Annotated in this window: 18 protein-coding genes; 9 read left to right on the top strand and 9 right to left on the bottom strand. The window is 62.3% G+C overall.

Annotated features, from left to right (window positions below; genetic code table 11):
- Positions 1-38: 38 nt before the first annotated feature.
- Both arcA and arcD (KGA89_RS00215) read right to left on the bottom strand, forming a co-directional pair.
- Positions 39-1,295, bottom strand: a complete 1,257-nt coding sequence (arcA, locus tag KGA89_RS00220) for an arginine deiminase (protein WP_223470171.1) — start codon at positions 1,293-1,295, stop codon at positions 39-41.
- A 31-nt stretch (positions 1,296-1,326) separates the two neighbouring features.
- Complete coding sequence (arcD, locus tag KGA89_RS00215; protein ID WP_223470170.1) at positions 1,327-2,754, bottom strand: arginine-ornithine antiporter; 1,428 nt, start codon at positions 2,752-2,754, stop codon at positions 1,327-1,329.
- Positions 2,755-3,150: 396 nt separating this feature from the next.
- Here arcD (KGA89_RS00215) and arcD (KGA89_RS00210) point away from each other — a divergent pair, with 396 nt between their 5' ends.
- Entirely contained in the window at positions 3,151-4,578 is a 1,428-nt protein-coding gene (gene arcD, locus KGA89_RS00210) for an arginine-ornithine antiporter (RefSeq protein ID WP_223470168.1), read from the top strand.
- 137 nt (positions 4,579-4,715) lie between these two features.
- Here arcD (KGA89_RS00210) and KGA89_RS00205 read toward each other — a convergent pair whose 3' ends face one another.
- From KGA89_RS00205 to gap, 7 genes are all read right to left on the bottom strand, one after another.
- Positions 4,716-6,062, bottom strand: coding sequence for a CoA transferase (locus KGA89_RS00205; protein ID WP_223470166.1), 1,347 nt, complete (start codon positions 6,060-6,062; stop codon positions 4,716-4,718).
- Positions 6,063-6,096: 34 nt separating this feature from the next.
- On the bottom strand, positions 6,097-6,522 hold the full coding sequence (locus tag KGA89_RS00200) for a YbaN family protein (protein WP_223470245.1): 426 nt from the start codon (positions 6,520-6,522) through the stop codon (positions 6,097-6,099).
- A gap of 179 nt (positions 6,523-6,701) precedes the next feature.
- Positions 6,702-7,292 (bottom strand): biliverdin-producing heme oxygenase, encoded by a 591-nt coding sequence (locus KGA89_RS00195; protein ID WP_223470164.1) that lies wholly within the window; start codon positions 7,290-7,292, stop codon positions 6,702-6,704.
- Positions 7,293-7,460: 168 nt separating this feature from the next.
- Positions 7,461-10,055, bottom strand: coding sequence for a TonB-dependent receptor (locus tag KGA89_RS00190; protein ID WP_223470162.1), 2,595 nt, complete (start codon positions 10,053-10,055; stop codon positions 7,461-7,463).
- A 119-nt stretch (positions 10,056-10,174) separates the two neighbouring features.
- Positions 10,175-11,137 carry a FecR family protein gene (locus KGA89_RS00185; protein ID WP_223470161.1) on the bottom strand — a complete coding sequence of 321 codons (963 nt, stop codon included), beginning with the start codon at positions 11,135-11,137 and terminating at the stop codon, positions 10,175-10,177.
- A gap of 100 nt (positions 11,138-11,237) precedes the next feature.
- Positions 11,238-11,759, bottom strand: a complete 522-nt coding sequence (locus KGA89_RS00180) for an RNA polymerase sigma factor (RefSeq protein ID WP_003198520.1) — start codon at positions 11,757-11,759, stop codon at positions 11,238-11,240.
- 249 nt (positions 11,760-12,008) lie between these two features.
- Complete coding sequence (gene gap, locus KGA89_RS00175) at positions 12,009-13,010, bottom strand: type I glyceraldehyde-3-phosphate dehydrogenase (RefSeq protein ID WP_003198523.1); 1,002 nt, start codon at positions 13,008-13,010, stop codon at positions 12,009-12,011.
- Between the two features lie 231 nt (positions 13,011-13,241).
- Between gap and edd the strand changes: the two genes are divergently transcribed.
- The 8 genes from edd (at position 13,242) to KGA89_RS00135 (ending at position 23,138) form a co-directional block, all read left to right on the top strand.
- On the top strand, positions 13,242-15,068 hold the full coding sequence (edd, locus tag KGA89_RS00170) for a phosphogluconate dehydratase (RefSeq protein WP_003198525.1): 1,827 nt from the start codon (positions 13,242-13,244) through the stop codon (positions 15,066-15,068).
- The gene (locus KGA89_RS00165) at positions 15,065-16,015 is read left to right on the top strand and encodes a glucokinase (RefSeq protein ID WP_003198527.1); all 951 of its coding nucleotides are present in this window, start codon (positions 15,065-15,067) and stop codon (positions 16,013-16,015) included. Before edd ends, KGA89_RS00165 begins: the two co-directional genes overlap by 4 nt.
- A 169-nt stretch (positions 16,016-16,184) precedes the next feature.
- Complete coding sequence (locus KGA89_RS00160) at positions 16,185-16,916, top strand: response regulator (protein ID WP_003184616.1); 732 nt, start codon at positions 16,185-16,187, stop codon at positions 16,914-16,916.
- On the top strand, positions 16,906-18,375 hold the full coding sequence (locus tag KGA89_RS00155) for an ATP-binding protein (RefSeq protein WP_223470159.1): 1,470 nt from the start codon (positions 16,906-16,908) through the stop codon (positions 18,373-18,375). The genes KGA89_RS00160 and KGA89_RS00155 overlap by 11 nt, the downstream gene beginning before the upstream one ends.
- 157 nt (positions 18,376-18,532) lie before the next feature.
- A complete protein-coding gene (locus KGA89_RS00150) occupies positions 18,533-19,792 on the top strand; it encodes an AGE family epimerase/isomerase (protein ID WP_223470157.1) in 1,260 nt (419 codons plus the stop codon).
- 116 nt (positions 19,793-19,908) lie between these two features.
- On the top strand, positions 19,909-21,210 hold the full coding sequence (locus tag KGA89_RS00145) for an ABC transporter substrate-binding protein (RefSeq protein ID WP_038859552.1): 1,302 nt from the start codon (positions 19,909-19,911) through the stop codon (positions 21,208-21,210).
- Positions 21,211-21,391: 181 nt separating this feature from the next.
- Positions 21,392-22,300, top strand: a complete 909-nt coding sequence (locus KGA89_RS00140; RefSeq protein ID WP_003198535.1) for a carbohydrate ABC transporter permease — start codon at positions 21,392-21,394, stop codon at positions 22,298-22,300.
- Entirely contained in the window at positions 22,293-23,138 is an 846-nt protein-coding gene (locus tag KGA89_RS00135) for a carbohydrate ABC transporter permease (protein ID WP_003198539.1), read from the top strand. The genes KGA89_RS00140 and KGA89_RS00135 overlap by 8 nt, the downstream gene beginning before the upstream one ends.
- Position 23,139: the final 1 nt, after the last annotated feature.

The following is a 23,139-nucleotide window of genomic DNA, read 5'->3' as shown; positions in this document are numbered from 1 at the left end:
CCGTGGGATGCAGAGCAGTGCCGGCCCAGGCTCAAAGGTTAGTAATCGATCGGGTCGCGGATGATCGGGCAGGTCATGCAGTGACCGCCGCCCCGGCCCCGGCCCAGTTCGCTGGCACTGATGGTGATGACTTCCACACCGGCCTTGCGCAGCAGCGTGTTGGTGTAGGTGTTGCGGTCGTAGCCGATCACCACGCCTGGCTCCACGGCCACCACGTTGTTGCCGTCGTCCCATTGCTCGCGTTCGGCGGCGAAGCTATTGCCGCCGGTTTCCACCACTCGCAGCGCTGGCAGCTTGAGGGCCGCGGCCACGGTGTCGAGGAAACTGCTGTCCTCGCGGCGCACGTCGATGCCGCCGGGTTTGCTCTCGTCAGGGCGCAGGGAGAAGGCGACGATCTGGCTCACCACTTCCGGGAAAATCGTGACCAGATCGCGGTCGCAGAAGCTGAACACGGTGTCCAGGTGCATGGCGGCGCGGGATTTCGGCAAGCCGGCGACGATCACTCGCTCCACGGCTTTGTTCTTGAACAGGTTCAGCGCCAGTTGGCCGATGGCCTGGCGGGACGAACGTTCGCCCATGCCGATCAGCACCACGCCGTTGCCGATGGGCATCACGTCGCCGCCTTCGAGGGTGGCGTTGCCGTGCTCCTGGTCCGGGTCGCCGTACCAGACCTGGAAGTCAGCCTGGGTGAACTCGGGGTGGAATTTGTAGATGGCGCTGGCCAGCAGGGTTTCCTGGCGGCGCGCCGGCCAATACATAGGGTTCAGGGTTACGCCGCCGTAGATCCAGCAAGTGGTGTCGCGGGTGAACTGGGTGTTGGGCAGCGGCGGCAGGATGAAGCTGGAGTGCCCGAGGAAGTCGCGGAACATCTGGATGGTCTTGCCACCGAAGCTGTCCGGCAGGTCATCGGCCGAGACGCCACCGATCAGGAATTCGGCGATATGGCGCGGCTCCAGGCTGCGCAGCCACGAACCGACTTCGTTCACCAGGCCCAGGCCCACCGAGTTGGCGGTGATCTTGCGCTGCAGGATCCAGTCCAGGGCTTCGGGGATGGCGACGATGTCGGTCAGCAGGTTGTGCATCTCCAGCACGTCGATGTCGCGCTCGCGCATCTTGGTGACGAAATCGAAATGGTCGCGCTTGGCCTGGTTGACCCAGATCACATCGTCGAACAGCAGTTCGTCGCAGTTGTTCGGGGTCAGCCGCTGGTGGGCCAGGCCTGGGGAACACACCATGACTTTACGTAATTTGCCGGCTTCGGAATGCACGCCGTATTTCACTTTTTCCGTGGTCATTACAAATCCTCCAGTTAGAACAATCAGCCAACTACAAGGTCAGGAAGCCGTCGTAGAGCCCGTAGGCCGCCACCAGGGCGCCTGCGATCACTGCGGCGAAAATCAGCTTCTCGACAGAGGTGAAAATCGGTTTGCCCAGCTCGCGCTTGGCCTTGGCGAACAAAATCGCGCCTGGGGCATAGAGCAGGGCGGAGAGCAGCAGGTACTTGATGCCGCCGGCATACAGCAGCCACACCGCATAGATCAGGGCGATGGCACCGATGGCCAGGTCTTTGCGGCGCTCGGCCAGGGCGTTTTCATAGGTCTCGCCGCGCACCGCCAGCAACACGGCGTAGGCCGCCGACCACAGGTACGGCACCAGGATCATCGAGGTGGCGAGGTAGATCAGTGACAGGTAGGTGCTGGCCGAGAACAGGGTGATGACCAAAAACACCTGGACCATCGCGTTGGTCAGCCACAGGGCGTTGGCCGGTACGTGGTTGGCATTCTCCCGGCGCAGGAACTCGGGCATGGTGTGGTCTTTGGCGGCGGCGAACATGATCTCGGCGCACAGCAGCACCCAGGACAGCAGGGCGCCGAGCAGCGAGATGATCAGGCCGACGCTGATCAGCACCGCGCCCCAGTGTCCCACGACATGCTCCAGCACGGCGGCCATGGACGGGTTCTGCAGCTTCGCCAGTTCTGGCTGGGTCATGATGCCCAGGGACAGCACGTTCACCAGCATCAGGAACAGCAGCACGGTGATGAAGCCGATGACGGTGGCCTTGCCCACGTCGGTGCGTTTCTCGGCGCGGGCGGAAAAAATACTCGCGCCCTCGATGCCGATGAACACCCACACGGTGACCAGCATCATCCTGCGCACCTGGTTCATCACGCTGCCCAGGTCCGGGTTCATCGTGCCCCAGATGTCCCGGGTGAATATCTCGAGCTTGAAGGCGAACACCGCGATCAACACGAACAGCACCAGCGGCACGACCTTGGCGACGGTGGTCACCAGGTTGATGAACGCGGCTTCCTTGATGCCGCGCAGCACCAGCCAATGCACCGCCCACAACAACACCGAGGCGCCAATCACCGCAGCTACGGTGTTGCCTTCACCAAAAATCGGGAAAAAGTAGCCCAAGGTGCTGAACAACAATACGAAGTAGCCGACGTTGCCCAGCCAGGCGCTGATCCAGTAGCCCCAGGCGGATGAGAAACCCATGTAGTCGCCGAACCCGGCCTTGGCGTAGGCATACACCCCGCCATCCAGATCGGGTTTGCGGTTGGCCAGGGTCTGGAACACGAAGGCCAGGGTCAGCATGCCGACGGCGGTAATCGCCCAGCCGATCAGCACGGCACCGACATCGGCACTGGCCGCCATGTTTTGTGGCAAGGAAAAGATTCCCCCGCCGATCATTGAGCCGACCACCAGTGCAACCAGCGCACCCAATCGAAGTTTTCCGGGCGTATCAGACATTTGCGAGACTCCAGTGCAGGAGAAGAGAGTCGACAGACTAAGTCGATTTGAAAGTTGAATATCTGATCTGGATCAGTGCATGACAACATTCCATTGTTAATGAAGGAGTTAACACCATCCGTTGGCGTCTTGAAGTTGCTCGAAAGGCCCGTTTCAGGGCCTTTGGCAAAGGGTTTGTGAAGGTTTTCTTGCCGCAGGATTATTCACGCTAGTTGATTTCCGTTGAGTCGCAACTATTTTGTAGGCTGCATTCGTGACAAAAAGATAATGGGCGTCATGGTCTTTTTAATTACGCTCTTGGAGAATGGCCGAGTCATAAGCCTTTGGACTTTGTGTGGATGACGTTATTCAAAAACGTTATGTCGCTTTATTTACTTAATTTAATAGTGAGAAAAAATGCCGCAGCCGATTGAAAAGTTGCCACTGGGCGCACTGATCGCACTGGTGGTGGGGTCAATGATCGGCGGTGGGATTTTTTCCCTGCCGCAAAACATGGCGGCTCGGGCCGATGTCGGTGCGGTGCTGATCGGCTGGTCGATTACCGCCGTCGGCATGCTGACCCTGGCCTTCGTGTTCCAGACCCTGGCCAATCGCAAGCCGGAATTGGATTCGGGCGTGTACGCCTATGCCAAGGCCGGCTTCGGCGACTACATGGGCTTCTCGTCTGCCTGGGGCTACTGGATCAGCGCCTGGATGGGCAATGTCGGCTACTTCGTGTTGCTGTTCAGCACCTTGGGCTACTTCTTCCCGGTGTTCGGCCAAGGCAACACGCCGGTGGCCATCGGGTGTGCGTCGTTATTGCTGTGGGCGGTGCATTTCCTGGTGCTGCGCGGGATCAAGGAGGCGGCGTTGATCAACCTGGTGACCACCGTGGCCAAGGTCGTGCCGCTGTTGATGTTCGTCGTCATGGCCGCCGTGGCCTTCAAGGCCGAGATTTTCACCCGCGATATCTGGGGCGCGATGAGCCCGGACCTGGGCAGTGTGATGGACCAGGTGCGGCACATGATGCTGGTGACGGTGTTCGTGTTCATCGGCATCGAAGGCGCCAGCGTCTATTCGGCACGGGCAGAGAGACGTGCGGACGTAGGGCGTGCGACGGTGATCGGGTTCCTCGGGGTATTGGCGCTGCTGGTGCTGGTGAATGTGTTGTCCCTGGGGGTCATGAGCCAGCCGGAACTGGCGCAGTTGCAGAACCCGTCCCTGGCCGGTGTCCTGGAGCACATTGTCGGGCCTTGGGGGGCGTTGCTGATCAGCCTGGGGCTGGCGGTTTCACTGTTGGGAGCCTTGTTGTCCTGGGCACTGCTGTGCGCTGAAATTCTCTATGCCACCGCCCGGGACAGGACCATGCCGGCGTTCCTGACCAAGGAGAATGCCAACCACGCGCCGGTCAACGCGCTGTGGCTGACCAATGGCATGATCCAGCTGTTTTTGCTGATCACTCTGTTTTCCGCAGGCACCTACACCAGCCTGATCTATCTCGCCTCGTCGATGATCCTGGTGCCATACCTGTGGTCGGCGGCCTATGCGGTGCTGCTTTGCGCCAGGGGGGAAACCTACGAACAGGGCTCGGCCCGGCGCATGAAAGACCTGTTCATCGGTGGCGTCGCGCTGTGCTACGCGGTGTGGCTGCTGTACGCCGGCGGCGTGAAATACCTGCTGCTGTCGGCGCTGTTGTACGCGCCCGGGGTGATCCTGTTTGCCCAGGCCAAGCGCGAGCAGCGCCAACCCTTGTTCACCCATGTGGAAAAGGGGATTTTTGCTTGCGTGATGTCAGGGGCGGGTATGGCGGCGTATGGGTTGTACAGCGGGTTTTTGGCGTTGTGAGGCTTACCGCGATGTTGAGGCGATTCCTGTGGCGAGGGGATTTATGTGGGAGCAAAGCTTGCTCGCGAAACAGGCGCCTCGATTTCTGAGAGACCGCATCGCTTCCATCGCGGGCAAGCCTTTCCCACATCAACCCGTCACCACCGTGCTCGATGCGCGCCCAGTTCCGCCGCTGGCAAGGTCCATTGCAGCGGCGTCCCGGTGATTTTCAAGGGCACCTGCAGGCGATGGGCCGGTCCCCATGGGGTCTGTTCGACCACCAGGCCCTGATCATCCTCGGCCTCGGCTCGCAATGGGCTCGAATCCCCGGCGCCACGTTCGATCAACAGCTTCGCCGTGCGTGCCAGTGACAAGCGTGCCGAGCCGCCGTGACCGCTTGCCAGGCGCCGGGACAACAACACCAGGGCGCTGGCCGCCAGCAGATAGCCGGTGCCGTGATCCAGCGCTTGCACCGGCAGCGGTGTCGGTTTGTCGGTGTGTTTCCAGCCCATGCCGGTTTCGGCGATGCCGCTGCTCATTTGCACCAGGCTGTCGAAGCCGCGCCGGTTCTGCCACGGACCGCTCCAGCCATAGGCATTGAGGCTGACGTCGATCAGGCCGGGGGCCATCTGCCGGCGCTGCTCGGCGCCGTAGCCCAGGCGTTCCAGGGCGTCGGCACGGTAGCCGTGCAAGAGGATGTCGGTGTCCTTGAGCAATGCCTCGAACGCCGCGCGATCTTCGGCCCGATGCAAGTCGAGGCGGGCGCAGCGTTTGCCCAGGGTGACTTCTGGCACCACGCCGGGTTCGTTCCAGGTCGGCGGGTCGATGCGCAGCACGTCGGCCCCCAGGCCGGCGAGGAAGCGGCTGGCGATGGGGCCGGCCAGCACGCGGGTCAGGTCCAGCACCTTGAGCCCCGCCAGTGGCTGGGTCACGGAGCCGAGCCAGGGTTTGCGCTGCTCTCCAGTCGTTTCACTCAGGTGTACCAGCGGCTCGGCATTCACCGCCAGGCCTTGGGGATGGACCTGCCACGCCTGCCACGAACGCATCTCGGCAGCACAACCGCCAGCGTCGACCACGGCCTGTTCCAGCTCGGCCTTGTTCCATCGGGCCACCCTGGCCGCCATGTCGGCGCGGTCGGTGCAGGTGCCGAGGACTTTTTCCGCCGCAAGGCGATGATGCGGTGCGTTGGTGTGCAGGCGAATCCAGCCGTCGGCGCTGGCGTAGTCGCCGGCCACCGGGTCCCACATCGGCGGCACGCTCCAGCCGATGGGGCGCAGGGAGGTGGAGAACCAGAACGACGCCAGGCGTCGGTCGACCTCGACAGGTGGCAGGCGAGCGGTTTGTTGCTGGATGAGTTCGGCGGTCGCCTGCCCGGCCACGGCGATGCTGGCGCTGGCCAGCTCCGTGACGGCGAAGGCCGAGGGCAGCGCACCGTCGCCAGTGAAGGTGATCGGGGTCGTGGGCAAACCGAGTGCGGTTTGCATGGACGTGAGCAGATCTGACATCGAAAGCCCTCCAGTACGAGAGGGCGATCATAGTTCAAAAATCCGTTGGGGGTCGCTGCGCATCCCGGCGGTAGCAAGAGCCCTGTGCCTGTTCCGGGCGCGACCAGATCCACAGATTGCCCAGGCCCATGCCGGCGAGCGCGAGGTAAACCGGCCAGCCGTGGTCGAGCAGCACCAGCATCAAGCCTGCGCAGAGCAGCATGCTGGTGGTGGCACCGATCTTGGCCCGGCGCGGGATGACCTTGCCGTTGCGCCAGTTGTGCAGCATCGGCCCGAACAGGCGATGGTTCTCCAGCCAGGCGCTCAGGCGCGGTGAACTGCGGGTCGCGGCCCAGGCGGCCAACAGGATGAACTCGGTCGTCGGCAAGCCGGGCACGACGATGGCGACCAGGCCGATGGCCAGGCTGGTGTAGGCGAGCAGGGCGAAGAGCAGTTGGGTGAGTTTTGAGGGGCGGTTCATCAGCGTTTTTTCAATCACGCACAATTCCTGTGGGAGCGAGCTTGCTCGCGATGGCGGTGGGTCAGTTGGCATTGATGTCGGCTGTGCTGACGCTATCGCGAGCAAGCTCGCTCCCACACTGGTTTCTGGGTGACTGAAGATATGCATCCACCCATAAATCTTCTGTGGGGCGGTGTGAATCAGGCCAACTCGGCCGCGTAGGCTTGTTCCAGCAGCACCGTAAACCGGTTGAATGCGTCCAGCGCGCCTTGGTCCGCCTCGGCTTCCTGCTGTTCGGTGAAGACCAGGCCGTCTAGGGTGCGGGTGAAGGATTTCCAGCCTTCGGCGCGCCCTCCGGCAGGTTCTGCCAAGTGCCGGGCGCCGAAGGTCTCGCTCAATCCCAGGCCCACGGCACGCTTGATCAGGAACGCGGCGCCGAGCTTGGAGCCTTCGGAGACGAACAGCCAGCCCAGGGCTTCGGCCTGGGTCGGGTTTTTCACCGCGCCGGCCACTGGCGCAGGGACTTCGGTGTCCAGGTCTGCCAGATCCGCCTTGGCCGCCTCTGCCCGGCACCGGGCCGGGAGGTCGGGGATCAGGGCGGACAGTTCGGCGTCGTTGTACAGCGCCACCAGCTCCGACTGGAACAGGTACTGGGCGACGACGAAACGGGCGAAGCTGGCCGGGGTTTCGAACGGGGCGTGGGCCTTGACCAGCGCGTCGAGCCGGCTGTGGGGCTCGTGGGTGATCTGGTTCAGGCGTTGGGAGCGTGAAGCGGGATGTTGTGTGTTCATGAAAAAATCCTTCGAATTAGAACGGTGTGGCAAGGGGTGTGGGAGCAAAGCTTGCTCGCGAAACAGGCGCCTCGATCTCTGAAAGACCGCATCGCCTGCATCGCGGGCAAGCCTTGCTCCCACATGACTCTCCTCATCACAGGTATTTGTTTTGCCTGGCAAATCGAGTCAGATATCCCAGATCAGGTTCACCGCGAAGTTACGCCCCGGCGCCGTCAGGCGATCGAGGTTGGCGGGGCTCAGCACCGCCGCTTCGCCGACGCTGTCGTAGCCGCGCACGTCGTCCCACAGCCAGTACTTCTTGTCGGTGAGGTTGTAGAGGCCGCCGCTGACGGTTACATCGTCGGTCACCTTGTAGAAACCGCTCAGGTCGAGGATGCCGAAGCCCGGTGTCTTGAACTGGCTGCTCACGCCATCGGGCGAGTTGAAGTTGCTGTCGTCGACGCGGTCCTTTTTCTTGACCAAGGTCCAACTGAGCAAAGTGCCGTAGCGGTCCTGGTCGTAGCCCAGGCCGAACACGCCGGTCAGCGGGTTGACGCTGTTGAGCGGCTCGCCGGTGTCGTTGTTGCGACCGTACGCGTAGGCCACCGAGCCTTGGGTGTACAAGCCCTTCGGTGCGCCAAACACGTCCAGTTCCAGGCGTCCCCTGGCCTCGGCGCCCTTGATGGTGGCGTGCTCGATGTTGTTGCTCTGGAAGGTCAACTGGTCGGCGCCGGGGGTGATGGCATCTTCGTTGATGAAGTCGCGGTACTTGTTGTAGAACACCGCCACGTCGAACGAGCCGGAATCGAAACGGCCGCGCAGGCCGGTCTCGTAGCTCTTGCTTTTTTCCGGTTCCAGATCGGGGTTGGGTTCTACGCTATAGCCGGCGCCGGGGTTGTCGAAACGACCGTACAGGGCCTTGGCGGTCGGGGTGCGAAAGCCTTCGGCGTACTGGCCGTACCAGGTGTACTCATCGCTCAGGGCGTAGGTCACGCCGAACTTCGGTGAGACGCGGTGCCAGGTCTTGTTCTTGCCGCTGATGTCACCGCCGCCGCTGGGGTCCACGGTGTTGAGGAATTCCTCGGTCAGGTGCGGCTTGAGCCGGGTGTAGTCGTAGCGCAGGCCAGGCGTGAAGGTCCATTTGTCCCAACTGATCTGGTCCTGGGCGAACAGGCTGTAGGTGTTGATGGTCGGGTCGGGGAAATCGCTGGCTTTTGCCAGCACGTCCCGGGTGCTGATGGCGCCTACCGCGGAGCAACCGACGCCGACCGCCAGGCACACGCCATTGCCGCTGCGCGAGCCGGTGACTTTCTGCTGCTTGAGGGTGGTGCCGTAAGTCAGCGCGTGATCGGTGTCGGCGACGCTGAAGGCCTTGTCCAGTTGCGCGTCGAAGACCCACTGTTTCTCTTCATAGAGGGTCTCCCGGGTGCGCAGGACCCGGCGGGTGATGGGGAAGTAGAATTCGGCGGTGCTCTGGTCGGTCTTGGCGACCTGGTGATTCAGGCTCCACTTCATGTGATCGGCCAGCAGGCTGTCGAGGGCGAAGCTGTGCTCCAGGCCGAAACGCTCGCGGGTGATGGTGTCGTTGCCGGTGCGCCACTGGTACATGCCGCCGGGCAGCACAGAGGCGGGGATGGCCGGTTGGCCGTTGGCGTAGGGGCCGCCGTAGGCGCTTTTCAGGTCGCTGTCGCGGTCGTCCTTGTATTTCTCGTAGACCAGGCCAAGGCGTGAGTCATCGCTGTAGTTCCAGCCGAGCTTGGCCAGCACGTTGTTGGCGCGCACGTCTTCGGGGTTGGCGGCGGTGCGGTCCAGGCCCGTGCCGTTGTGGCTGCCGTAGGATTCGGTTTCATGACCGTCGCGTCGGCTGTAGTGCAACAGACTATCGAACTGCCCGCTGCGACCGGCGACGGTGGCGGACTTGAGCCAGCTCTCGTCGGCGGAGCTGTAGCCGGTCTTCAGGCGGGCGCCAACGTCTTGGCCCGGCTTGATGATGTCATCTGGATCGAGAGTGAAATAGCTGACGGCACCACCAATGGCATTGCTGCCGTACAGCACCGAGGCCGGGCCGCGCAGGATTTCCACGCGCTTGATGATTTCCGGGTCGACGTAGTTGCGCTGGGTCTTGGCGTAGGGGCCGTTGAAGAAGCCGCCGGGGATCTCCACGCCGTCGACCTGGGTCAGGATCCGGTTGCCGTCGATGCCGCGGATATTGTAGCCGCTGATACCGCCGCGCTGGCCCGCGCCGCCCACCGATACGCCCGGCTCATAGCGCACCAGGTCCTTGAGGGTATTGACGTTGTTGCGGTCCAGTTCCTGGCGGTCGTGGACGGTGACCGTGCTCGGCACGCTGATGATGTCCTGTTCCTGGCGGGTGGCGCTGATGGTCACCTGTTGCAACTCCAGCGCGCTGCCGGCACTGCGTTTTTCCAGGACGATGCTGTTGTCGCCCAGCTTGCGGTAGCTCAGGTTGGTCCCCACCAACAGGCGCTCCAGGGCTTTTTCAGGTGGCAGCGAGCCGTTCACCCCAGGCGAGGCGACGCCTGCAGCCAGTTCCGCCGGCATGCCGACTTGCCAGCCGGTGATCGCAGTGAATGCATTCAGGGCCGAGACCAGTGGCTGCCGGGCGATGGCAAAGCTGTAGTCGCCCATGTTGCGTGCAGCGGGTTGCACGGTGGTGGCGGCCAGGACGAGCGGCGCTGTGCCGGCCATCAGCAGGGCAGCGGTGAGTAATGACAACGTGCAAGAGGGGGCAAGAAACCGGCAAGTAAGGCGAGAGGACATCGATAGCGCTCCGTGTCGCATCTGTTATAGGTGCAGATTCACATCGTTGGATGCGAATCAATTGCATTGGCTATAACGAGACGAATCAACGGAGCCTATCGAGTAAAAATAATTCTCATTTAGTTCAGGATCACCAGCGCAGGGAACTCCTGGAGCCGCGCCGAGGTGATATGGGCCAGCGAACGGACCACGTCCAGTGGCTGGTCGAGGCGGTAATTGCCAGTCACAGCGACGTTGGCCAATTGTTCGTTACTGTTGATGATCCAGCCGGGGTAATAGCGTCGCAGCTCGGCCAGTACCTGGCTCAGTGGCCGGTTTTCGAACACCAGCCGACCCTGGACCCAGGCCAGGTCAGTGTTGGCATCGAGCCGGGCCGGGCGGTCGAAGCCGTTGGGGCCGATGCGGATGCTTTCGCCGGCTGACAGCCGCACATGGGTGTCGTTGCGGGTGGCCCGCAGGTCCACGTCGCCGCGCTGCACCTGGACCTGGGCCACGCCGTCGAGGTAACGCACGGCGAACGTGGTGTCGCTGACGCTGGCCATGACCGGGCCTGCATCGATTTCCAGCGGCAGGCTACGGTTGCCCGGGACTTCGAAAAACGCCTCGCCCTTGTACAGACGCGCCACCTGCCGCTGCTCGTTGAACGTGCTGGAGAAGGCCGAATCGGTGTTGAGCAGGACCTTGGAGCCGTCCTCCAACTGCAAGCGCTGGCGCTCACCGACCACGGTCAGGTGGTCGGCCTGCAAGCGCAGGGGCAGGTCGCTGAAGTTGAACAGGCCGAGAAACAGCACGGCGGCAGTGGCCAGGGGTTTCCAGTGGGCGCGCAGGCGCGACAGCGCGGTGACCTTGGGCGTGGCTTCAAGTTGGCGGGCACTTTCCATCACCTGCGGGCCGTTCCAGATCGCCTGGGCCCGGGCGAACGCCTCGCCATGGCGTGGATCGGCCGCCAGCCAGGCGTGGAACTGCCGCGTCTGTTCCTCGCTGGGGTTGTCCAGCAGGATCAGCCAGTCCAGCGCCTGCTCCATGGCATGGGCGGTTTGCTGCGTCGCAGTGGGCTCGGCAGAGCGGTGATTGTCCGTCACAGTCGGTTCTCGGTATTTAGCGGCACGGGCTCAAGCTACAAGCTGTACGCAGCAAGTGGCAAGCGTGTGCGCAGCTTATGGCCTGAAGCGTGGAGCCGGGTCACTGCTCGCCGTGGCTACGTTCAGCCACACCCACACAGATCGCCATGATCAATTTCAGTTCCTTTTGCACGGTGCTCAGGGACACGCCCAGGCGTTCGGCGATTTGCTGGTAACTGTGGCCATGCAGGCGGCTGAGAATGAAGATCTGCTGCTGTCGCGAACTCAGGGCCTGGAGGCTGACGTTCAGGCGCTCGAGCAGTTGTTGGGCATGGGCGGCGTCCTCGGCGCTGCTCTGGGGGGCGACGACGTTGTGGACGACCTCCGGCGGTACGTCATCCAGCAAGGTCCGCGACTGGATGCGCCGGGCGCGCAGATGGTCCAGCGCCAGGTTGCGGGCAGTCTGGAAGACAAAGGGTTCGAGGTGCTCGACCGTGCGTTCGCCCAGTGCGCGGGTGACGCGCAGGTAGGTTTCCTGGAGCAGGTCTTCGGCGGTACTGGGGTTGCTGACCATGCGCTCGAGGGTGCGCAGCAGCGGCGTGCGCTGGGCGAGGAAGACGTGATGAAAGCGCGATTGACTCACGGTAGGGCCCGATCTGGTTCGAGTAGATGATAATGCTTATCATCTGTCGAGCGGGTCAAGCCTTCATTTCATCACGCCGAAACCCTGTGTGGAGCGCAAACCTGTGGGAGCAAAGCTTGCTCGCGATAGCGATTTCAAAGCCAGCACAGATGCTGCATGTGACGGTGTCATCGCGAGCAAGCTTTGCTCCCACAGGCCTGCTCCCAGGGTTTGCTCTTACAGGCCCGCTCCACATTGGCCAGCAATGAGTTACTCGGCGTTACACAGCGCCAGGCAGTTATCCAGCATGCGGTTGGAGAAGCCCCATTCGTTGTCATACCAGGCCAGTACCTTGAGCAGCTTGCCGCTGGCCTTGGTGTGGTTGGCGTCGAAGATCGACGACAGCGGGTTGTGGTTGAAGTCACTGGAGACCAGCGGCAGGGTGTTGTAACCGAGGATCTTCGAATGCTGGCTGGCATGGCGCAGCAGTTCGTTGACTTCTTCGGCCGACGCTTCGCGCTTGAGCTGCACGGTCAGGTCGACCAGGGACACGTTGATCACCGGTACACGCACCGCCATGCCGGTCAGCTTGCCCGCCAGTTCCGGCAGCACCAGGCCCACCGCCTCGGCGGCGCCGGTCTTGCTCGGGATCATGTTCTGCGTGGCCGAACGGGCGCGGTACGGGTCGCTGTGGTAGACGTCGGTCAGGTTCTGGTCGTTGGTGTAGGCATGGATGGTGGTCATCAGGCCGCTTTCGATGCCCAGCTCGCGGTGCAGTACCTGGGCCACTGGGGCCAGGCAGTTGGTGGTGCACGAAGCGTTGGAGATGATCTGGTGGGACTGGCGCAGGATATCGTGGTTCACGCCGTACACGACGGTGGCATCGGCGCCCTTGGCCGGGGCCGAGATGATCACCTTGCGGGCGCCGGCGCTGATATGCGCGGCTGCCTTGGAGCGATCGGTGAACAGGCCGGTGCATTCGAACACGACGTCGATTTTTTCAGCCGCCCAAGGCAGTTCGGCCGGGTTGCGGATGGCGCTGACCGAGATGCGGTCGCCATTGACCGTCAGGCTTTCGTGATCGTGCTGCACGTCGGCATCGAACGTGCCGTGGACGGTGTCGAACTTGAGCAGATGAGCATTGATTGCACTGTCACCCAGGTCGTTGATGGCGACGATCTGCAGGTCGCGACGATAGCCTTGGGTATACAGTGCACGGAGGACGTTGCGGCCGATGCGGCCAAAACCATTGATTGCGATTCTAAGAGTCATTAACTGCGCCGCCGTCGATTTGTTGTTGGAATTACAAGATTATTCGCATAAAAATAGAAAACAAGCCTTTTTAGTGGCAATATTTTGTTTTATCTACAACGAGTGACCTGAATCAACTGGTCCGAATGGTCAAGAAACCGTCTGTCGCCTCGCCTTTTACACAGCGTGCAGCGGGCTTTTGATCAGCATAGACAATCAGGTCGCCACACCCGTTAGCCTGGAGTTCTACACATGCATCCCCGCGTTCTTGAGGTCACCGAACGGCTTATCGCCCGCAGCCGCGCCACGCGTCAGGCTTACCTTGCATTGATCCACGGTGCAGCCAGCGACGGTCCGATGCGCGGCAAGCTGCAGTGCGCCAACTTCGCTCACGGCGTGGCTGGTTGCGGCACCGAAGACAAGCATCACCTACGGATGATGAACGCCGCCAACATCGCCATCGTGTCGTCCTATAACGACATGCTCTCGGCCCACCAGCCCTACGAAACCTTCCCGGAACAGATCAAGAAAGCCCTGCGCGAAATCGGCTCGGTCGGCCAGTTCGCCGGTGGCACGCCAGCGATGTGCGACGGCGTGACCCAGGGCGAGGCGGGGATGGAACTGAGCCTGCCGAGCCGCGAAGTGATCGCCCTCTCAACGGCGGTGGCGCTGTCCCACAACATGTTTGACGGCGCACTGATGCTCGGCATCTGCGACAAGATCGTCCCGGGCCTGATGATGGGCGCGCTGCGCTTCGGTCACTTGCCGACGATCTTCGTGCCAGGCGGGCCGATGGTCTCGGGCATTTCCAACAAGGAAAAAGCCGACGTCCGCCAGCGCTACGCCGAAGGCAAGGCCACCCGCGAAGAGCTGCTGGAGTCGGAGATGAAGTCCTACCACAGCCCCGGCACCTGCACCTTCTACGGCACCGCCAACACCAACCAGTTGTTGATGGAAGTGATGGGCCTGCACTTGCCGGGCGCCTCGTTCGTCAATCCGAATACGCCATTGCGCGATGCCCTGACCCGTGAAGCGGCGTTCCAGGTCACGCGCATGACCAAGCAGAGCGGCAACTTCATGCCTATCGGCGAAATCGTCGACGAACGCTCGCTGGTCAACTCCATCGTTGCGCTGCACGCCACTGGCGGCTCTACCAACCACACCCTGCATATGCCGGCCATCGCCATGGCGGCGGGCATCCAGCTGACCTGGCAGGACATGGCCGACCTCTCCGAGGTGGTGCCAACCCTGAGTCACGTCTACCCGAACGGTAAGGCCGACATCAACCACTTCCAGGCGGCGGGCGGGATGTCGTTCCTGATCCGTGAATTGCTGGAAGCCGGTTTGCTCCACGAAAACGTCAACACCGTGCTCGGTCACGGCCTGAGCCGCTACACCCAGGAACCGTTCCTCGAGGATGGCGAGCTGGTGTGGCGCGACGGCCCGATCGAAAGCCTCGACGAAAACATCCTGCGCCCGGTAGCTCGCGCGTTCTCGTCTGAAGGCGGCCTGCGGGTGATGGAAGGCAACTTGGGCCGTGGCGTGATGAAGGTCTCCGCCGTGGCCTTGGAAAACCAGGTTGTCGAAGCGCCTGCGATGGTGTTCCAGGATCAACAGGACCTGGCCGACGCGTTCAAGGCCGGCCTGCTGGAGAAAGACTTCGTCGCGGTGATGCGTTTCCAGGGCCCGCGCTCCAACGGCATGCCGGAGCTGCACAAGATGACGCCGTTCCTCGGCGTATTGCAGGACCGTGGCTTCAAAGTGGCGCTGGTGACCGACGGGCGCATGTCCGGCGCATCGGGGAAAATCCCGGCGGCCATTCATGTCAGCCCCGAAGCTTATGTCGGTGGTGCGTTGGCCCGGGTGCAGGAGGGCGATATCATCCGTGTCGATGGCGTCAAAGGCACCTTGGAATTGAAGGTGGACGCCGAGGAATTCGCCGCGCGCACGCCGGCCAAGGGCTTGTTGGGCAACAACATCGGCACTGGTCGCGAGCTGTTCGGTTTCATGCGCATGGCCTTCAGCTCGGCGGAGCAGGGCGCCAGCGCCTTCACCTCTGCCCTGGAGACGCTTAATTGAAACTGGCTTTGGTCGGTGATATCGGTGGGACCAACGCACGCTTTGCGCTGTGGAAAAACCACACCCTGGAAAACATCCAGGTGCTGGCAACGGCGGATTATGCCTGCCCGGAAGATGCAATTCAGGTGTACCTCAGTGGCCTGGGCCTGAAGCCGGGCGCCATCGGTTCGGTGTGCCTGTCGGTGGCCGGTCCCGTGAGCGGCGATGAGTTTCGCTTTACCAACAATCACTGGCGCCTGAGCAACCTGGCGTTCTGCCAGACCTTGCAGGTGGAGAAGCTGTTGCTGGTCAACGACTTCTCGGCCATGGCCCTGGGCATGACTTGCTTGCGTCCCGATGAGTACCGGGTCGTGTGCGAAGGCACCCCGGAGCCGTTGCGCCCGGCAGTGGTGATCGGCCCGGGCACCGGGCTGGGCGTCGGTACGCTGCTGGACCTGGGCGAGGGTCGTTTCGCGGCGTTGCCGGGGGAGGGCGGCCATGTCGACCTGCCCATGAGCAGCCCGCGGGAAACCCAGCTGTGGCAGCACATCTACAACGAAATCGGCCACGTCAGCGCCGAAACCGCCCTGAGTGGCAGCGGCTTGCCTCGGGTGTACCGGGCCATTTGCGCAGTGGACGGCCATGTGCCGGTACTCGACACCCCCGAGTCCATCACTGCAGCCGGCCTGGCGGGCGACCCGATTGCCCTGGAAGTGCTCGAGCAGTTCTGCCGCTGGCTGGGGCGCGTGGCCGGCAACAATGTATTGACGCTGGGTGGGCGCGGCGGTGTCTATATCGTCGGGGGCGTGGTCCCGCGGTTTGCCGATTTCTTCCTCGAAAGTGGTTTCGCCCGTTGCTTCGCCGACAAGGGCTGCATGAGCGATTACTTCAAGGGCATTCCGGTCTGGCTGGTGACCGCGCCGTACTCGGGCCTGATGGGCGCGGGTGTGGCGTTGGAGCAAAGTTAAGACCGCGTCGCTTGCATCGCGGGCAAGCCTTGCTCCCACAAGATGTGCTTGATCTTGCGGGGAGCACTGTGGGAGCAAAGCTTGCTCGCGATAAGGTCCGAACAGGCGATAAAAAACTCGATGTCCATCAGGCATAATCGCCCCCATCCAAACAACAAGGACGAGGCCCGTGAGTTCAGTGAACAAATCGATTTTGTTGGTTGACGACGACCAGGAGATTCGCGAACTGCTGGACACCTACCTCAGCCGTGCGGGGTTCCAGGTGCGGACCACACCCGACGGTGCCGGGTTTCGCCAGGCGCTGAACGATGCACCGAGCGACCTGGTGATCCTTGATGTGATGCTGCCCGATGAAGACGGCTTCAGCCTTTGCCGCTGGGTTCGCCAACACCCACGCCAGGCCCATGTGCCGATCATCATGCTCACCGCCAGTTCCGACGAGGCCGACCGGGTCATTGGTCTTGAACTGGGCGCCGATGATTACTTGGGCAAGCCTTTCAGCCCACGGGAATTGCAGGCGCGCATCAAGGCGCTGCTGCGTCGGGCGCAATTCGGCCAGGAACGCTCCGGCGGCGAAGTGCTGGCCTTCGATGAATGGCGGCTGGACATGGTCAGTCATCGGTTGTTTCACACCGACGGTGAAGAAGTGATTCTCTCCGGTGCCGATTTCGCCCTGCTCAAGTTGTTTCTCGATCATCCCCAGGAAATCCTCGATCGCGACACTATCGGCAATGCGACCCGTGGTCGTGAGCTGATGCCCCTGGACCGAATCGTCGACATGGCAGTCAGTCGCCTGCGCCAGCGCCTGCGTGATACCGACAAGCCGCCACGGCTGATTCGCACGGTGCGTGGCAGCGGTTATCAGCTGGCGGCCAGTGTGGTTGCCAGCAATGGTCATTGACTGGATCAAAAAAGTCGCCCGACGGGTACCGGTACCGCGCTCGTTGCTGGGGCGGATGCTGTTGCTGACCTTGCTGGTGGTGCTGTTCGCCCAGACCCTGTCCAGCCTGATCTGGGTCTCGCAACTGCGCGCCACCCAGCTCGAAGGCCTGGTCACCAGTGCCCGCAGCCTGGCCCATTCGATGACCGCCAGCGTCAGTTATTTGCGTTCGCTGCCAGTGGCGTACCGGCCATTGGTGCTGGACCAGTTGCGCAGCATGGGCGGCACGCGGTTTGTCGTGACGCTCAACGATAAGCCCCTGGGCATGGATGTGCTGCCGATAACGCCGCGCAAACTGGCGGTGCTCAAGGCAGTGGACGACGTGCTGCGCCGGTCCCTGGGCAATAGCGCGGACATCTCGGTGAATTTTGTGAGCCCCGACGACCTGCGGATCTTCAATGCCGGGCTCAAGCTCGAGGAGCTGCCCCGTTCGTGGGCTCACTACGCCTTGACCCTGGAACCGGTGAACCCGCCGGTGCTGGTCACGCAGATCCAGATGGCGCCGGGGGAGTGGCTGTACATCGCCTCGCTGCTGCCCGAACCCTACACCAGCCTCGAAGAGCAAGACCTGCCCAAGCAACAGGTCGGTTTCATCGTGCTCACCAGCAGCTTGTTATTGCTGTTCATCGGTTTGCTGGTGCACTGGCAGAGCCGACCGCTCAAGCGTTTGGCCCGGGCCGCGCGGGACATGTCCCTGGGCGCCGAGGTGGAGCCGGTGGCCGAGGGCGGCGGCAGCGAAGTGGTGGAGGTGGGGCGGGCGTTCAATGCCATGCGCGAACGCATCAGCCGTTACCTGACGGAGCGCAGTCAATTGTTCAGCGCGATCTCCCACGACTTGCGCACACCGATCACCCGATTGCGGCTGCGAGTCGAGCTGCTGGAAGACGAGAACCTGCAGGCCAAGTTCGGTCGTGACCTGGATGAGCTGGAACTGCTGGTCAAAGGCGCGCTGCAATGCGTCAAGGACACCGACATCCACGAAAACATCGAGCCGGTGGACCTCAATCATGTGCTCGATTGCCTGGTCGAACCTTACCTGGCGCCCAACGGCAACGGCCGGGTGACCCAGGATGGCCGGGCCCTGGCGCCATATCCCGGCAAGCCGCTGGCCCTCAAGCGCTGCATCGGCAACCTGATCGACAACGCCTTGAAATACGGCCAGAACGCCCACCTGCACATCGATGACGATGAAACTGCCTTCATCCTGCACGTCGACGACGAAGGCCCCGGCGTGCCGGAACAGCGCCTGGAGCAGGTCTTCGAACCGCACTTCCGCCTCGCCGGGCAGCAGCAAGGCTATGGCCTGGGCCTGGGCATCGCCCGCAACATCGCCCACAGCCATGGCGGGGAAGTGAGCTTGCAGAACCTGCGCGAAGGGGGGTTGCGGGTGACGTTGCAGTTGCCTCGCAGTGTGGAGTAGCCAGCCGTGTTGACTGATCGTTCCCACGCAGAGCGTGGGAACGATCATCAAAGTAAATGTCACAGCTTGGTGACATAACTCGCCCCTTTCGTTACCTGCCCCTCGCCATCCCTTGTTTAGACTCCCTGCGTCAAAACAACAAAAAAGGTACCACCCAATGGACACCTTCCAACCGGCCTTCAGCAGTTGGCTGAACGCCCCTGCCCACCAGCAATGGCTTGCCGACGAAGGCTTGCGGCTGCTGGCGTTCGCCAAGGCGTCGAAGCTGGCGGACGGCTTCGGCAACCTGGACGAGCGCGGCCACCTGCCGGCCGATGCCCGGGCCGAGACCATGAACACTGCGCGCATGACCCACAGCTTCGCCATGGCCCACATCCAGGGCCTGCCGGGGTTTGCCGAGCTGGTGGACCACGGCGTCCAGGCGCTGAGCGGCCCCTTGCGCGACGCCGAGTACGGTGGCTGGTTTGCCACGACGCGGCCTGGTGAAGACGGCGCGGGCAAGGCGGCTTACCTGCATGCATTCGTTGCCCTGGCGGCCAGTTCCGCAGTGGTGGCCCAGCGTCCCGGCGCCCAGGCGTTGCTGGACGAAGCGGTGCGGATCATCGATGAGCATTTCTGGAGCGAAGAAGAGGGGGCACTGCGCGAATCCTTCAACCGCGACTGGAGCGAGGAAGAGGCCTATCGTGGCGCCAACAGCAACATGCACGCCACCGAAGCCTTCCTCGCACTGGCCGATGCCACCGACGACCCACGCTGGCTGGCTCGCGCCCTGCACATCGTCGAACGGGTGATCCACACCCATGCCGCCGCCAACGACTACCTGGTGGTGGAGCATTTCGATCGACACTGGCAGCCGCTGCGCGAATACAACCAGGACAACCCTGCCGATGGTTTCCGTCCCTACGGCACCACCCCTGGTCACGGTTTCGAATGGGCGCGACTGCTGCTGCACCTTGAAGCGGCGCGCGTCCAGATCGGCATGCTGACCCCGGGTTGGCTGGCCCAGGATGCGCAAAAACTCTTCGATCAGAACTGCCGTCACGGCTGGAACGTCGACGGTGCGCCGGGCATTGTCTACACCCTGGATTGGGACAACCGCGCCGTGGTTCGCCATCGCCTGCACTGGGTCCACGCCGAAGCGGCGGCCGCTGCCAGCGCCTTGCTCAAGCGCACCGACGAGGCGAAGTACGAAGCCTGGTACCGGCGCTTCTGGGAGTTCTGTGACAAACATTTCATCGACCGCTGCAACGGCAGCTGGCATCACGAACTCGATCCGCAAAATTGCCCCAGCGCCGATATCTGGTCGGGCAAGCCGGACCTGTATCACGCCTGGCAGGCGGTCCTGATTCCGCGCCTGCCCCTGGCACCAAGCATGGCGTCAGCCCTGGCGCGGTTATCCAGTCCTTCGCCTGTGTAACCATGTCGTGACATTTGCACGTCCCTTCGTTACCTGCGAAGGGATTCCCTCTGATTAGAATCCATGCAGCGCAAGCACCAGACTTGCATGCATAACAACAAGAAAGGTAATTCTAGATGAATGCGATTTCTCGCCTCGCTACTGTCATTTCTCTTGCTTCCTTGCTTCCCGTCGCAGCATTTCCTGTCACTACCCTTGCCGCCGAATCCAAAGGTTCCGTGGAAGTCGTCCACTGGTGGACGTCGGGTGGCGAAAAAGCCGCGGTCGATGTGCTCAAGGCCCAGGTAGAAAAAGACGGCTTTACCTGGAAGGACGGCGCTGTCGCCGGTGGTGGCGGTTCCACTGCCATGACCGTGCTCAAGAGCCGTGCCGTGGCCGGCAACCCACCGGGCGTCGCCCAGATCAAGGGCCCGGACATCCAGGAATGGGCGTCCACCGGGCTGCTCGACACCGACATCCTCAAAGATGTTGCCAAAGCCGAGAAGTGGGACAGCCTGCTCGACAAGAAAGTCTCCGATACCGTGAAGTACGACGGTGACTATGTCGCCGTGCCGGTGAACATCCACCGCGTCAACTGGCTGTGGATCAACCCGGAAGTCTTCAAGAAAGCCGGCATCACCAAGAACCCGACCACCCTCGAAGAATTCTACGCAGCCGGCGACAAGCTCAAGGCCGCGGGCTTTATTCCGCTCGCCCACGGTGGCCAGCCTTGGCAGGACAGCACCGTATTCGAAGCCGTGGTGCTCTCGGTCATGGGCGCTGATGGCTACAAGAAAGCCCTGGTCGACCTGGACAACAAGGCGCTGACCGGTCCGGAAATGGTCAAGGCGCTGACCGAGCTGAAGAAAGTCGCGACCTACATGGACGCCGACGGCAAGGGCCAGGACTGGAACCTTGAAGCGGCCAAGGTCATCAACGGCAAGGCCGGCATGCAGATCATGGGTGACTGGGCCAAGAGCGAGTGGACCGCGGCGAAGAAAGTCGCCGGCAAGGACTACGAGTGCGTGGCCTTCCCGGGCACCGACAAGGCCTTCACCTACAACATCGACTCCCTGGCGGTGTTCAAGCAGAAAGACAAGGGCACTGCGGCTGGCCAGCAGGACATCGCCAAGGTCGTGTTGGGCGAGAACTTCCAGAAAGTCTTCAGCATCAACAAAGGCTCGATCCCGGTTCGTAACGACATGCTCGGCGACATGGCCAAGTACGGTTTCGACTCCTGTGCCCAGACCGCTGCCAAGGACTTCCTGACAGACGCCAAGTCCGGCGGCCTGCAGCCAAGCATGGCGCACAACATGGCGACCACGCTGGCCGTACAGGGTGCGTTCTTCGATGTGGTGACCAACTACATCAACGACCCGAAAGCCGACCCTGCCGATGCCGCCAAGAAACTCGGCGCAGCGGTTCAGTCTGCGAAGTAATTAGCGCCGCTTCCCTTGTGGGAGCGAGCTTGTGTGGGAACAAAGCTTGCTCGCGATGAACGATAACGCGGTCATTGGAAAGACCGAGGTGCCTTCCTCGCGAGCAAGCTCGGTTCCCACACAAGCCCGCCCCCACACAGGGAATGTTTTGTAGTCCTTTTCTCTTGTACTGGATCTTCCCATGAGTTCTGTTGCTGTGTTCAGCAAGGCCTCGCCGTTCGATGCATTGCAGCGCTGGCTCCCGAAACTGGTGCTGGCGCCGAGCATGTTCATCGTCCTGGTGGGCTTCTATGGCTATATCTTGTGGACGTTCGTCCTGTCGTTCACCACTTCGACGTTCCTGCCGAACTACAAGTGGGCAGGCCTGGCGCAATACGCGCGGCTGATGGACAACGACCGCTGGTGGGTGGCGAGCAAGAACCTGGCGCTGTTCGGCGGCCTGTTCATCGGTATCACCCTGGTGATCGGTGTGTTGCTGGCGGTGTTCCTTGACCAGCGCATTCGTCGCGAAGGTTTCATCCGCACCATTTACCTGTACCCGATGGCGCTCTCGATGATCGTCACCGGTACGGCCTGGAAATGGCTGCTCAACCCGGGCATGGGCCTGGACAAATTGTTGCGTGACTGGGGTTGGGAAGGCTTCCGCCTGGATTGGCTGATCGACCCGGATCGCGTGGTGTACTGCCTGGTGATCGCAGCGGTGTGGCAGGCCTCGGGCTTCATCATGGCGATGTTCCTGGCCGGCCTGCGGGGTGTCGATCAATCGATCATCCGTGCCGCGCAGATCGATGGCGCGAGCATGCCGCGCATCTACTGGAAAGTGGTGCTGCCGAGCCTGCGCCCGGTGTTCTTCAGCGCCGTGATGATCCTGGCGCACATCGCAATCAAGAGCTTCGACCTGGTGGCCGCAATGACGGCCGGCGGCCCGGGCTACTCCTCCGACCTGCCAGCCATGTTCATGTATTCCTTCACGTTCAGTCGCGGTCAGATGGGCATGGGCTCGGCCAGTGCAATCCTGATGCTCGGTGCGATTCTCGCAATCATCGTGCCTTACCTGTACTCCGAGCTGAGGACCAAGCGTCATGACTAGTCTCGCTGCCAAACCTTCCATCAGCCTGAGTCGCATCGCCATCTACGCGGTGCTGATCCTCGCCGTACTGCTTTACCTGGTGCCGTTGGTGGTCATGCTGTTGACCAGCTTCAAGACGCCGGAAGACATCAGCACCGGCAACCTGTTGAGCTGGCCGACCGTGGTCAGTGGCATCGGTTGGGTCAAGGCCTGGGCCACCGTCGACGGTTACTTCTGGAACTCGATCAAGATCACCGTCCCGGCGGTGCTGATCTCTACCGCCATCGGTGCCTTGAACGGCTACGTGCTGTCGATGTGGCGTTTTCGCGGTTCGCAGTTGTTCTTCGGCCTGTTGCTGTTCGGGTGCTTCCTGCCGTTCCAGACCGTCCTGCTGCCGGCCTCGTTCACCCTCGGCAAGATGGGCCTGGCCAGCACCACCACAGGCCTGGTGTTCGTGCACGTGGTCTACGGCCTGGCCTTCACCACGCTGTTCTTCCGCAACTACTACGTCAGCATTCCCGATGCACTGGTGAAGGCGGCGCGACTGGACGGTGCGGGGTTCTTCACCATTTTCCGGCGGATCATCCTGCCGATGTCCACCCCGATCATCATGGTCTGCCTGATCTGGCAGTTCACGCAGATCTGGAACGACTTCCTGTTCGGCGTGGTGTTCTCCAGCGGTGATTCGCAGCCCATTACGGTGGCGCTGAACAACTTGGTCAACACCAGTACCGGGGCCAAGGAATACAACGTGGACATGGCGGCGGCGATGATCGCCGGGCTGCCGACCCTGCTGGTCTATGTGGTCGCAGGCAAGTATTTCGTGCGCGGTCTGACGGCCGGCGCAGTCAAGGGGTAAT

The sequence above is a fragment of the Pseudomonas sp. A-RE-22 genome (assembly GCF_019956035.1).
GTDB classification, from domain to species: Bacteria; Pseudomonadota; Gammaproteobacteria; order Pseudomonadales; family Pseudomonadaceae; genus Aquipseudomonas; species Aquipseudomonas brassicacearum.
Note: the sequence above shows the minus strand (reverse complement) of the source record. Positions and strands in the feature narration are given on the sequence as shown.